This window comes from Methylotenera mobilis 13, from assembly GCF_000384255.1.
Lineage (GTDB): Bacteria > Pseudomonadota > Gammaproteobacteria > Burkholderiales > Methylophilaceae > Methylotenera > Methylotenera mobilis_B.
Genome location: NZ_KB913035.1, coordinates 1,771,126 through 1,784,689, shown reverse-complemented (window position 1 = coordinate 1,784,689; position 13,564 = coordinate 1,771,126). Strand labels below are relative to the sequence as shown.

Annotated in this window: 12 protein-coding genes; all 12 read left to right on the top strand. The window is 39.0% G+C overall.

Annotated elements, in window-relative coordinates:
• Position 1: 1 nt before the first annotated feature.
• The 12 genes from A391_RS0108470 (at position 2) to A391_RS0108415 (ending at position 13,504) form a co-directional block, all read left to right on the top strand.
• Entirely contained in the window at positions 2-763 is a 762-nt protein-coding gene (locus A391_RS0108470) for an AglZ/HisF2 family acetamidino modification protein (protein ID WP_019898711.1), read from the top strand.
• 9 nt (positions 764-772) lie between these two features.
• Positions 773-1,909: an N-acetyl sugar amidotransferase gene (locus A391_RS0108465; RefSeq protein WP_019898710.1), complete on the top strand. Its 1,137-nt coding sequence runs from the start codon at positions 773-775 to the stop codon at positions 1,907-1,909.
• Between the two features lies 1 nt (position 1,910).
• The gene (locus A391_RS0108460) at positions 1,911-3,191 is read left to right on the top strand and encodes a glycosyltransferase (RefSeq protein ID WP_019898709.1); all 1,281 of its coding nucleotides are present in this window, start codon (positions 1,911-1,913) and stop codon (positions 3,189-3,191) included.
• A complete protein-coding gene (locus tag A391_RS0108455) occupies positions 3,188-4,501 on the top strand; it encodes an oligosaccharide flippase family protein (RefSeq protein WP_019898708.1) in 1,314 nt (437 codons plus the stop codon). Before A391_RS0108460 ends, A391_RS0108455 begins: the two co-directional genes overlap by 4 nt.
• On the top strand, positions 4,498-5,547 hold the full coding sequence (wecB, locus tag A391_RS0108450) for a non-hydrolyzing UDP-N-acetylglucosamine 2-epimerase (RefSeq protein ID WP_019898707.1): 1,050 nt from the start codon (positions 4,498-4,500) through the stop codon (positions 5,545-5,547). Before A391_RS0108455 ends, wecB begins: the two co-directional genes overlap by 4 nt.
• A gap of 38 nt (positions 5,548-5,585) precedes the next feature.
• Positions 5,586-6,857 carry a glycosyltransferase gene (locus A391_RS0108445; RefSeq protein ID WP_019898706.1) on the top strand — a complete coding sequence of 424 codons (1,272 nt, stop codon included), beginning with the start codon at positions 5,586-5,588 and terminating at the stop codon, positions 6,855-6,857.
• Positions 6,858-6,974: 117 nt separating this feature from the next.
• Positions 6,975-7,970 (top strand): NAD-dependent epimerase/dehydratase family protein, encoded by a 996-nt coding sequence (locus A391_RS0108440; protein WP_019898705.1) that lies wholly within the window; start codon positions 6,975-6,977, stop codon positions 7,968-7,970.
• Between the two features lie 87 nt (positions 7,971-8,057).
• Positions 8,058-9,191 carry a glycosyltransferase gene (locus tag A391_RS0108435; RefSeq protein ID WP_029144084.1) on the top strand — a complete coding sequence of 378 codons (1,134 nt, stop codon included), beginning with the start codon at positions 8,058-8,060 and terminating at the stop codon, positions 9,189-9,191.
• Positions 9,188-9,781: a sugar transferase gene (locus A391_RS0108430; RefSeq protein WP_019898703.1), complete on the top strand. Its 594-nt coding sequence runs from the start codon at positions 9,188-9,190 to the stop codon at positions 9,779-9,781. The genes A391_RS0108435 and A391_RS0108430 overlap by 4 nt, the downstream gene beginning before the upstream one ends.
• The gene (locus tag A391_RS0108425) at positions 9,782-10,384 is read left to right on the top strand and encodes a NeuD/PglB/VioB family sugar acetyltransferase (RefSeq protein WP_019898701.1); all 603 of its coding nucleotides are present in this window, start codon (positions 9,782-9,784) and stop codon (positions 10,382-10,384) included.
• Between the two features lie 13 nt (positions 10,385-10,397).
• Positions 10,398-11,609 carry a DegT/DnrJ/EryC1/StrS family aminotransferase gene (locus tag A391_RS0108420; RefSeq protein WP_019898700.1) on the top strand — a complete coding sequence of 404 codons (1,212 nt, stop codon included), beginning with the start codon at positions 10,398-10,400 and terminating at the stop codon, positions 11,607-11,609.
• A 2-nt stretch (positions 11,610-11,611) separates the two neighbouring features.
• The gene (locus A391_RS0108415) at positions 11,612-13,504 is read left to right on the top strand and encodes a polysaccharide biosynthesis protein (protein ID WP_019898698.1); all 1,893 of its coding nucleotides are present in this window, start codon (positions 11,612-11,614) and stop codon (positions 13,502-13,504) included.
• Positions 13,505-13,564: the final 60 nt, after the last annotated feature.

Genomic DNA, 13,564 nt, shown 5'->3' with positions numbered 1-13,564 from the left:
GATGCTTGCTACCAGATTAATGCCCTGCCTCTTAATGAGTAATGGTGCGCTTGTAAAAACGGTTAAGTTTAAAAATCCTACTTATGTGGGAGATCCTGTCAATGCGGTTCGTATATTTAATCAAAAAGAGGTTGATGAGTTAATTCTCTTAGACATAGAAGCAACCACACATGGTCTGGGAATTGATTATGAAACCCTAGAGAAGGTTGTGAGTGAATGTTTTATGCCTATCTGCTATGGCGGAGGCGTAAATACTTTGGACGATATGCGTCGTTTATTTAATTTAGGTGTTGAAAAGGTCTGTTTGGGAGCAGCAGCATTTGAAGGTTCTGATTTAATTCGCCAAGCCGCGGCCGAATTTGGCAATCAAGCGATTGTAGTATCCATAGACATTAAAAAAGGCTTGTTAGGCGGCTATTCGGCACGCACCCATCAGGGAACAAAAGATACTCGAATGACTCCTGTAGCCGCAGCAAAATTTGTTGAAGAAATGGGCGCTGGCGAGATCCTTTTATACTCCATTGACCGTGATGGTACATGGAGTGGATTTGATTTGAAGTTAGTTCAAGATGTAGTTAATGCTGTACGCATACCTGTGGTCGCGAGTGGCGGGGCCGGTTCGCTCGATGACATTAAGGCTGTAGTGCAGCAGTCGGGAGCATCCGCGGTTGCTGTAGGTAGCATGGCTGTATTTCAAGGTAAAGATTTGGGCGTGTTGATTAAGTTCCCAAGCCGAAAAGATCAAGATGCAATTTTTGCTTAAGAGAGTGTAATGAGTAAACAAATTTGTTCGCGTTGTATATATGATGAGGCAGTGCCTAATATCTCTTTTGATGATGCAGGCGTATGTAATTATTGCCATCAAATTGAGTCCTTAGAGTCTGAGTATCCTACTGGTAAAGAAGGACAAGCTCGATTAGACAAAATGATTGAGGAAATCAAAGCTGCCGGTAAGGGTAAAAAGTATGATGCCATTATTGGTGTGAGTGGCGGCTGTGACTCATCTTACCTCGTTCATGAAATGGTCACTAAATATGGACTTAGAGTTTTAGCTGCTCATTTTGATAACACTTGGAATTCAACAATCGCGACAGAGAACATCCATAATGTATTAGAAAAGCTAGGTGTTGATTTATTCACTATCGTTGTAGATAACAAAGAATATGACGATATTTATCGATCTTTCTTTAAAGCTGGTGTTAAAGACCTGGAAACGCCTACAGATATCGCATTGGCTACCACGCTATACAAGGCTGCCGAGAAATTTGGTATTAAATACATGATTGAAGGTCACTCGTTCCGTACCGAAGGCGTTGCACCTTTGGGCTGGATTTATATGGATGGTAAATATATTGAATCTGTACAAAAACAGTTTGGTACTTATAAACTAAAAACTTTCCCTAATTTATGGTTCAAAGATTTTCTCCGTTGGATGATTTTGGGCAGGATTAAAAAAGTACGTCCTCTTTATTATATGGACTACGATAAAGAAGCTGCTAAGAAATTGCTGGCAGAAAAATATGGCTGGCAATGGTACGGCGGTCATCATTTAGAAAACCGATTCACAGCCTTTTATCACAGCCATTTCCTTCCTACGCGCTGGGGAATAGATTTCCGCATTGCTGGATATTCGGCATATTGCCGCAATGGTTGGATGTCTCGTGAAGAGGCGCTAGGTTTAATGCAAGAGGCACCTCATATTGAGGATGATCTAGTTGAATATGTTAAGAAACGTTTAGGATTCTCAGATGACGAGTTCGAACGCTTAATGACATTACCTAAGAAAACATACAAAGACTACAAAACATACAAAAAGACTTTTGAGCTTTTAAGACCATTCTTTTGGTTGATGTACAAATTAGAGTTGGTTCCTAAGAGTTTTTATATGAAATACACGGTAAAGGCTTAGGGTGAATGTTTCACGAGTATGTATTGGGCCTGGTGAAGTAGCTGGTTATTTTGCTGGGTTAAAAGCAGGGCTAGATGAGTTGAATGTGCCGTGTGAGCATTTTGTGCTAATGCCAAATAAATTCGGTTATCAGGAATCTGATTACTTCCTTAAAAGCACCTATTTGCAACTTGCACAGCTACGTGGTGCTAGGTTTTCATTGATTAGGAGTATTGGGTATTTCCTAGAGGCATTCTTGCGTTTATGTGTATTTTTGTATGCAATATTTCGTTGTGATGTGTTTGTATTTCCTGGCTCTGGATCCTTCTTTAAATTCAATGATTTATTTATCCTCAAACTGCTAAAAAAGAAAATAATAGTAGTTTATTTAGGTAGTGATGCAAGGCCTGCCTATCTTAGTGGAAAACATCTAGATGATTTAGGCAAGCCCTTTGATCATTTAAAGGCGGAAAGAGAAGTATCTACGCAATCTCGACGGATTTGTAAAGTAGAAAAGTATGCGGATGTCATTGTTAACCATACCGCTACCGGTCAGTTTTTCACGCGTAATTTTATCCGTCTTCATATGCTTGGTATGCCCGTGAATAAACCTCATGACAAACCAAAATCGCGTGAGGCCACGCGAGCAGTGCGTATTGTTCATGCCCCATCAAGGCCTTTAGCTAAAGGCAGCATGATATTTAAAAATGCTGTGGAGGAATTACGTGCAGAAGGCTATGAAATAGATTTGATAGAGCTGGTGAATGTGCCTAATAGTGTTGTTCTAAAAGAGCTTTCGAATTGTGATTTTGTGCTGGATGAACTGTATTCGGATGTACCTATGGCAATGCTTGCAACAGAGGCAGCGATATATGCAAAGCCCGTTATTGTAGGGGGCTATTATGCAGAGCAGTACAAAATAGACAATCCCGCTTGTGAGGTTCCCCCTACACTTTATGTATTACCTTCTGAGGTCAAGGAGGCTATTCGTAAACTGATTGACGATGAAAGTTATAGATTAGATATTGGGAGGCGCGCTTTCGATTTTGTTAGTAAGCATTGGAGTACTCGTACTGTTGCTGAAAATTATATGCGTCTCCTAGAAGGAGGGGATGCTGTCAGGGCATGGGAATGCAATCCCTTGAGCCTTTCGTATTATTGGGGATGGGGTTTATCTCAAGATAATTGGAGGCATCAAGTGGGAAGTTATGTTGCTAAGTGTGGTAGTAAAGCTCTACAGCTTGAACACAACGTTCACTTAAAACAAAGAGTTTTAAGTGAAGTAAGAAACAGCCCTATATGATTCAACGTTTTTTTAAAGATGTAGTCATTTATGCATTACCTATGTTTTTGGCTAGGGCTGCTGGGCTTTTATTGCTGCCTATTTATACAAGACAGCTAGGCCCGGCAGATTTTGGTTTTGTTGAGTTTATCGCTGCTACATCTACAATTCTATTGTTAGTATTGCCATTAGAGATCAATCAAGCCGTTGGTCGGTTGTTGCCTGAGGCTGAAAATGACCGTAGAAAATATAAAATAATCACAACTGCGTTATGGTTCACTTTGGCCGTGTTTGGAAGTTTTGGCGTTTTAGTTTATCTAAGCAGATTTCAGTGGTTAGAAATCTTAAACCTCTCATCCTCCTACGCACAATATACTGCATTAATTTGTTTTCATTTTTTAATACTCGCAATTGTTAACCTGTTACAAGTTAAATTCCGCTTTACTAGCCAAGCAAAATATTCAGTCACCATTAATATGGCGATAGTAGTTAGCAATCTAGCGTTAGTTTTATATTTCACAAGTGTTAATAGATTGGGAGTTGAGCAGTATTTCTTGTCACAAATTCTGAGCGGGGTAGTAGGGATATTGATTGGCTTAGGAGTTCTAATAAAACAATATCGAACTTTACCTTTATTTAAAAATATTGATGTTCAAGTGTTAAGGGAGTTGCTTAAATATTCTTTGCCATTAGTGCTGTCTTCAATAGGCGTCGCTCTAACAGCCAGCATTGATAGATTAATGATAGGTAGCAATATTGGGTTGGTGGAGCTCGGCTATTATGGTGCAGCCGTGAGGTTAAGCACTATTGTTAGTCTGGGATTTTATGTGATTAGCTCAGCAATGACACCAATGGTTTACGGTGAGCATGAAAAACCTGAAACGAGAGTTCTTATAGCCAAAGTATTCCAAATAACTGGCTACTCTTCGATTGCACTATTGATAATAGTGACATTTTATTCTGAGTTGATCATCACTTTATTCGCAGGTGTTCAGTTTACTGCTGCGTCAAAATATCTTTTTTATTTAATGCTGTCAGCTGTCATTGCTGGTTCATATATGTTTTTCTTAGGCATGGATATTTACAAGAAAACAACAATACTTAGCAAGATAAACATAATATCTGGGGTTTTGGGTAGTGTGATGTGCGTAGCGCTGGTTCCGGTTTTTGGTGTATGGGGTGCAATTGCATCCACTTTATTGTCCAATAGTCTTCGTATATCTGGATATGTATTTTTTAGTCAGCGTCTCTATAAGGTACCTGTATTTTTATGGCACTTTAGTTTGGCTATAATATTTTTAATAATCATTAATATTTTACTTAAAACATGAAAATCATTACTGTTGTAGGTGCTAGGCCTCAGTTTGTTAAGGCGGCTGTAGTTTCGCGTAAATTGCTTGAAATAGATAGTGTGAATGAAATCATTTTACATACAGGACAACATTATGATTCCAATATGTCTGATATTTTCTTTAGTGAACTGGATATTCCTAAGCCTGCATATAATTTAGGTGTGGGAGGCGGGACGCATGGGCAAAATACTGGAAGGATGCTGGAAGCTATTGAGTCTGTTTTAATAACAGAGAAGCCTGATAAGGTTTTAGTCTATGGAGACACTGATTCAACTCTTGCCGGCGCCTTAGCTGCTGCTAAATTGCATGTTCCAGTAGCTCATGTAGAGGCAGGTTTACGTAGCTTTAATAGGCAGATGCCAGAAGAACTCAATCGTATTCTTACCGATCATTCTAGTTCTTTGTTATTTACTCCGACTCATATTGCTACTAATAATCTAGCTCAAGAGGGAATTTCTGGAGAAATTGTTCACCAAGTTGGCGATGTCATGTATGACGCAGCTTTATATTATCAAAATAAAGCTAGACAACCATTGGGCATAGAAAGTAATAATTTTATTCTTAGTACTATTCATCGAGCAGAAAATACTGATAGCCCAGAGCGCTTGACTAATATTATCGAAGCTTTGAGGAATATAGCAGAGGATATACCCGTAGTACTGCCTATACATCCACGTACAAAAAAAATTCTCCTAAATGGTAATTATAATATCGGAAAGATTAAATTACTTGACCCTGTTGGTTATTTGGAAATGATCTGGCTCTTAAATCATTGCAAACTAGTAGTAACAGATAGCGGTGGTTTACAAAAAGAAGCTTACTTTTTTGGTAAGCCATGTATTACCACAAGAAATGAAACGGAATGGGTCGAGTTAACTGAATGTGGTGCAAACGTCCTAGTTGGAGCTGATAAAGAGTTGATTTATTTGGCTGTAACTAAAATGCAAAGCAGTATTATTTCGACTAAAAGTCTCTATGGGAATGCAGATGCAGGTGCGCTTATATCTGCTTCTTTAACAAAGTAATTTCCTAGCTCAGTTTGCACTCAAGTCAATATATAAATATGAAAATATTATTAATCTCATACTTTTTTCCTCCATATAATAATATTGGCGCTGTACGTACAGGGAAGTTAGCTGAGTATTGGTTAAGTAAAGGTTACGATGTTAGAGTTATCTCTGCTAATGATCAGCCTTTTTCACCTTCACTAGTTACAACTTTTCCAGTTTCTAGAACTATTTATACAAAATGGGTAAATGTTAACGCGTTACCTGAAGTAGTTCTAGGGGGAAGAGCAAAGGTATCTAAGCAAGGTTTTTCTAGTGGCAGTTCAATTCTAAATCGTTTAGGCAGACTCTATAAAACATTGTTAAATTTTCCAGATGGGCAAATCGGTTGGTATCCGCTTGCCGTAAAAGCAGGAGGGGAGTTGATTCGAGGTGGCTGGGCTCCAGACTTGATTTACGCAAGCGCACATCCTCTTACTTCATTATTGGTCGCTAAAGAATTAGCCGCTAAGTTTAATGTGCCTTGGGTGGCTGAGTTTAGAGATTTATGGACAGATAACCCTTATTATCAATTTCCCGAATGGCGAAAGAGGTTTGAGAGGAAGATTGAAACTCGTGTGTTGAAAACAGCATCTGCTGTTGTTACCGTTTCCGACCATTTAGCTGAGATCTTGCGCATTAAGACTGGGCTACCAGTGGCAAGTATATTAAATGGATTTGATCAAGAAAACATTTTTGATTCAACAAATAGTATTTTCTCAAAAAATAAACTAAATATAGTGTATACGGGAATGATCTATTCTGGAAAACGTGATCCATCTCCTCTATTTCTTGCCCTAAAATTATTAAAAAATTCTGATCGCGTGCATATACATTTTTACGGTCGATATTTATCAGACTTAAAAGAAATGATAGTGAAATGCAATGTTGAAAGTATGGTGTCAATATCAGACCCTGTTTCATATCAACAATCGTTACAGATTCAGGTGGAAAGCGATATTTTATTACTGTTACTTTGGAATCATGAAAGTGAACGTGGAGTATATACCGGTAAATTATTCGAGTACTTTGGTGCACGCCATCCTATTTTATCGATTGGCGCAGAGAATGGCGTAGCTGCTGAGCTTATTAAAGAGCGGAAAGCTGGTATGGTTAGTAATGATCCTGAGGTAATTGCTAATCAACTAGAGAAGTGGATTGAGCTTAAGATCAACGGAAAAAAAGATGCTCTGATCTTGCCTAAAGAGGCAAGTGATGGACTTACGCGGAAAGAGCAGTTTTCGCGATTAGACTCTTTTCTAATTCATAATAATTTACTTTCGGCTTGAGGATAACGTTGCTTTTATTCTAACTTTTTATAAGTGTTAGAGTCATTTGTTAGTTCTAGTAACTATTTATTATTCCTTTAAATATTAAACCGTTAGATTGTGAAGAAAGTTTTTTCGATGCAGGCTATTAATATTTGTGTCACAGGTGCCAATGGTTTTATTGGTCGGGCTTTACTGAATATGTTAATTGATAGGGGATGCTCAGTCAGGGTTTTAACCCGTAATGTAAATAGTACCTTTCCTAAAGGCGTTGAAGTTATATTTGGAGATCTTAGTTCGTTAGATTTTTCTTTGGATAGCTTTGTATCGGGTTGTGACGTATTTTTTAATTGTGCTGGAGAAATTCATAACGAATTAGCGATGTATAGTCTACATGTTGAGGCTACAAAGCGCTTATTGGTTGCAGTTTCTAAAAGCACAGTTATAACAGGTAAGAAGATTCATTGGGTTCAATTAAGTAGTGTAGGGGCATATGGGCGTATTCATTCATCACAAGATAAGGTTCAAATAGTTACAGAAGATACCCCACTTGCTCCACTTGGTACATATGAGGTTACTAAAACGATTGCTGACAAGCTTATTACTGATGCTACTAATAAGGGCCTTATTACCAGTTGTATTTTAAGGCCATCAAATGTTTTTGGTGGCAATATGCCAAATCAATCTTTATTTAATATGGTTTCTGTTATTGATAGAGGATTATTCTTTTACATAGGCAAGCCTGGTGCTGTAGTAAATTATACGCATGTGAATAATGTAGCAAGTGCATTGATTGAGTGTGGATTTAATGAACTTGCCAAAAATAAAGTTTTTAATGTTTCTTGTAATTGCTCTATAGAAACCTTTGTTAATGCAATTGTTACAGAATTGAATCGCAGTGCACCTAAAATGAGAGTGCCTAAATTAATTGCTAGTTTTATAAGTAATACGTTGGGCAATATTCCAAAATTTCCACTTACTAGAACTAGAGTCGATGCTCTTATTAATACCACTATATACTCTCAAGATAAGATTGAATCGGAGTTGGGTTTTAATAAAGTAACCTCGATTGAAGATGGTTTAAAAGAGTTGGTGAGAGTTTATAAGTTAGGTCCAAAAGTAGACAGGATGTAAACTCATATATTAGCAATAAATTTTAGGCATTTACTTCAAACAGAAAAATCTATGACTCATAACTTATGATAAGTTAAAGGTATTTAATTGAAACAAAAAATCTGCTTTGTTGTGTCGTCTCACATGACAATTAATGCTTTCTTGAGGCAACCAATTGAGCGACTGAGCGAGTATTATGATATTTATGTCGCATTAGACATTAATGAAGGTGATAACTTGCGTGGCCTGGAGTCGTTCATCACAGTTATCCCCGTTGGAATAAAAAGAAAAATATCTTTATGGAGAGATTTGATAGCACTTTGGCAATTAATAAGGTTGTTTAATCAGTATGATTTTAATATTGTTCACTCAGTAACACCTAAGGCTGGATTGCTTGCAATGTTGGCAGCATTGATTACAGGAGTTAATGTCAGAATACACACCTTCACCGGTCAAGTTTGGGCTACAAAAACTGGCCTAGCAAGGATGATACTCAAAGGTTTTGATAAGCTAATCGTCAGTTTTAGCACTCATATTTTGGTAGATAGCCCTTCTCAGCGTCAATTTTTATTGAACGAGGGAGTGGTTAGGTCAGAAAAATCTAATGTGCTGCTTAAAGGTTCTATATCTGGCGTTGATTTGAGTAAATTCAAAATTAATGATAGCGCTAGGGCGCGTATAAGAGAAGCTTGTTCAATCAGCGATAATGATGTTGTTTTTTTGTTTATTGGTAGATTAAATCGCGATAAAGGCATTTTGGATTTGGCTGTGGCTTTTGCAAATGTTGCGCGTAAACATAAAAATGCCAGACTGCTAATAGTAGGTGTGGATGAAGAAAATCTACTTGTTGAAATACGGGGAATTATTAGTGGTATAGAAAAACAAGTGAACTTTGTTGACTTCACACCAGTGCCAGAAGAATATATGGCAGCATCGGATGTACTTTGCTTACCAAGTTATCGTGAAGGCTTTGGCAACGTGATTGTTGAGGCGGCCGCAGTAGGTATCCCTACAATTGGTTCAAGAATTTATGGTATTAATGACGCTGTGGTAGATGGTGAGACTGGATTGCTGTTTGATGCTAGAAATATTGCAGCGATTGAGTTGTGTTTGGAAAATACTTTGATAAATAAACAATTGCGGATTGATTTGGGTGTGGCAGCACATAAAAGAGTATGTGAGTATTTTTCAAGCCAAAAGTTGAGTGAGGCTTGGTTGAGATATTATCAGGAGTTATCTTGAAGCGTTTGTTTGACTTTATTGTTGCATTTTCCTGTTTGCTAATTTTGTGGCCTTTGATCGCTGCCACTTATGTATTGGTATTAATTAGAATGGGTAAGCCGGTTTTATTTGTACAGCAACGTCCTGGCTTAAATGCAAAGCCATTTTATATCTATAAATTTAGAACTATGTTATCCACTAGAGATAACAGTAATCAGTTGCTTGCTGATGAATATAGGATGACTTCACTTGGTAATTTCTTAAGAAAATATAGTTTAGATGAGCTCCCTCAGTTATTTAATGTGCTCAAAGGTGATTTGAGTTTAGTTGGCCCAAGACCGCTATTGATGGAGTATTTGCCTTTATATTCAGTTGAGCAAGCTAGACGGCATCAAGTACGTCCTGGTGTGACAGGACTGGCTCAGGTAAATGGACGTAATGCTATTAGTTGGGAAGATAAGTTTAAATTAGACGTGTGGTACGTTGATCATCAGTCCTTTTGGCTTGATGTTAAAATACTGCTACTGACTGTTAAGAAGGTTTTTTTAAGTGAAGGTATTAGTGCTGAAGGTGAGGCGACTATGTCACGATTTACAGGAAACAACACATAGATGAACCGATATATTTATGGTGCTGGCGGTCATGGTAAAGTTGTATTGGATGCAATGCAAGGCGCCATGATGGATTGCTCAGGTTTTGTTGATGATAGGGCAGCTGGAGTGAACTCGGGTTTGCAGATTTACAGTACGTCCGATATTCCTGATAAGGTCGGCGTTAGTCTACATTTTGCGATAGGTAATTGCAAAACAAGAGAACATTTGGCTAATTCTCTGGATAAGTTTGGTTTTTTTAGTGTAATCCATCCTGCAGCCGTAGTGGCCAAGACATCTGAAATTCGCCAGGGTACTTTTTTAGCAGCGCTATCTATTGTGGCTCCAGATGCTTCTGTAGGCTCCCACTGTATTATTAATCATGCAGCTGTGGTTGATCATGATTGTCTGGTCGCAGATTTTGTACATATTGCGCCCCATGCTGTCTTGGGTGGTGGAGTAAGGGTAGGGAAAGGTGTGCTAATTGGGTCCGGTGCCGTTGTATTGCCCGGGTTGGAGATTGGCGATTATGCTATCGTAGGTGCAGGTGCTGTAGTGACCAAAAGTGTTTCTGCTCGTACAACCGTTGTCGGTAATCCTGCAAGAATTTTAAATAAATTATAAGAGTTGAATTTACGTGTTAAACCACCCTTTATTATCACCATGGCCATTTTACGAGGCTGACGAAGTAGCCGCAGCGACACAGACTTTAATCTCTGGAAGAGTTAACTATTGGACCGGTGAGTTAGGTAAGTTGTTTGAAGTTGAATATGCAAAATCCGTGGGTAAAAAGCATGGTATTGCACTTTCAAACGGCACCGTGGCTTTAGAGCTTGCCTTGCGAGTGTTGGATATAAAAGCCGGTGATGAAGTGATTGTTACCAGCCGGAGTTATGTAGCTTCTGCCAGTTGTGTGTTACTCGTTGGCGCAACTCCGGTTTTTGCCGACGTAGATTTTGATAGTGGGAATATATCTGTTGAATCCATAGCGTCATTAATTACCGATAAAACAAAAGCGATTATTCCGGTACATATTGGCGGACGTCCTTGCGATATGGTGGCAATTATGGCGCTTGCTAATCAACATCATTTGAAGGTGATTGAAGATTGCGCGCAAGCGCATGGTGCTGTTGTTGCTGGCAAGCCGGTTGGTGCATGGGGACATGCATCAATATTCAGTTTCTGTCAGGATAAGATAATTTCCACAGGTGGCGAAGGTGGCATGCTCCTATTAGAGGACACAGATGCCTACAAAAGTGCATGGGCGTATAAAGACATTGGACGCAGCTACGATGCTGTGTTTCAGAAAGATCACCCAGCGGGGTTTAGATGGTTAACCGAAAGTGCCGGCTCAAATTTCAGAATGACAGAGTTTCAGGCTGCTATTGGTTTAAAGCAACTTGCAAAGTTGCCTGATTGGATATCAAAACGAAATCATCATGCGAATGTTCTGATTAGCGTTTTAAGTCAGTTTAAATTTCTAGATGTACCAGCGTTTGATGATGTTGAAGGTAATTTAAATGCATATTATCGGGTTTACATTAAAATAAAGTCTGGGTTTAATCAGCTTGTGTTTAACAATAAGTCATTAAGAGATTTTGTTATAAGCCAGATGGAAGAAGACGGAGTACCATGCTTCTCTGGAGCATGCTCAGAAATATACAAAGAAAAATTATTTGAAGAGCAGGGGTTGGCCCCAGAGCAACGCTTGCCAAATGCAAGCTACTACACTGACCAAGCGCTTTGTTTTTTAGTGCATCACACGATTACTGATCAAGAGATGACTGTTATTGTTAGTAAAATGAATGTGGTTCTTTCAAGAATAAAGAGTTTAATAGATACAAAATAATAATGCGGAAAATTAACCAAATAAATTTAATAACATCAGTTGCTTTGCTACACGATATCGTTGTAGCTTCTTTAGCATGGTGCTTTGCATACCTATTGCGCTTTAATTTCTCACTTTCTACTGAGCATATGGATCAAATGCTACAGTCATTGATTCTAGTGGTTCCACTACAAGCCTGTTTGTTTGTATTTTTTGGGTTATATAGAGGTGTTTGGCGTTTTGCGAGTGTTAATGATTTAAAGCGAATTATGTTTGCAGTGATATCTGCTACCGCGTTAGCAACTTTGGTGTTATTTATGTTGCAGTCTGGGATAGTTATTCCTAGATCCGTGCTGATTCTAGATCCCATTTTGCTGCTAATGATGATGGGAGGTAGTCGATTTGTTTATCGGGCTTGGAAAGACCATCAACTATATGGAGTGACGCTCAAGCAAGGTAATCCTGTGATTATACTGGGCGCTGGGGAAGCTGCAGTTGCATTGGTAAAAGACTTAGCACTAAGTGCTCAGTGGCGAGTTGTGGGGTTGGTGGATGATGATGTTTCTATGCATGGACGTGAGATTTTTGGCGTTAAGATATTAGGGGCAATTAATCAGTTAGAGATAATATCAAATCGACTAAGTGTTACTTATGTGATTGTTGCTATGCCATCTGCACATCACCAAAAGCGTAAGCAAGCAATTGATCTTGCGACTCAGCTAAATCTTGAAGTGATGACTGTGCCGGCGATTGACGATTTGATGAGTGGTAAGGTGAGTGTTTCCCAAATTCGTAAGGTAGATGTGGAGGATTTGCTAGGGCGTGATGCCGTGAAGCTTGATAGCTCTGGTTTGCAAATGTTGATTGATCATCAGACCGTACTTGTGAGTGGGGCAGGTGGCTCTATTGGTTCTGAGCTGTGTCGGCAGATTGTTAAATATCACCCTGACACTTTGATTTGTTTAGATATTTCTGAGTTTTCTCTTTATCAACTAGAGCAAGAGTTAACTGGGATGAATTTAGAAACCAAACTAGTCTATTTTACTTGTGATGTAAAAAATAAAGTACGGATTAATCACATATTGGCGCAGTATCAGCCATCTGTGGTGTTTCATGCTGCAGCCTACAAACATGTGCCGATGATGGAAAACGGTAATGTGTGGGAAGCGCTCTCTAACAATGTGATTGGTACCCACACGCTAGCACAGGCTTGTAAGAGTAATGGCGTGAGCAAGTTTGTATTAATTTCTACAGATAAAGCGGTGAACCCAACTAATGTGATGGGTGCAAGTAAGCGTTTGGCAGAAATGGTGTGTCAAGGCTTGCAGAGCGATAATGGTACACGTTTCGTGATTGTACGTTTTGGTAACGTGCTGGGTAGCAGTGGTAGCGTGATTCCGAAATTCCGCGAACAAATTGCTAAAGGCGGCCCCATTACGATTACCCATCCTGAAATTACACGCTACTTTATGTCGATTCCAGAGGCTGCGCAGTTAGTGATGCAAGCGGGGTTGATGGGCAAGGGTGGCGAGATTTTTGTGCTCGATATGGGGGAACCTGTAAAGATTGCTGATTTGGCAGCTGACATGGTTCGATTGTCTGGTTTTAGTACAGATGAAATTAAAATTGAGTACGTTGGATTGCGTCCTGGAGAAAAGCTTTATGAAGAGTTACTTGCAGATGATGAACATACCATGCCAACACCACATGAAAAGTTACGCATTGCGCAGGCCAGAACTGCAGATATTAGCTGGGTAAACAGTCTTTTATTATGGATAGAAGGTTTGCATGGAACTCACGAGACCCAAATGAAGTTAGAACTATCTAGCTGGGTGGAGGAGTATAGCCCACAAATCCTAAACGTAACTGATGGTCATGCTCAGAGCATTTCGCAGCAACATATAACATTACACTAACCGGTTTAGAGTATTGTAAGCTCAAGGCTTGTGTGGGTCGTTAGACGTAGCACTCTGATT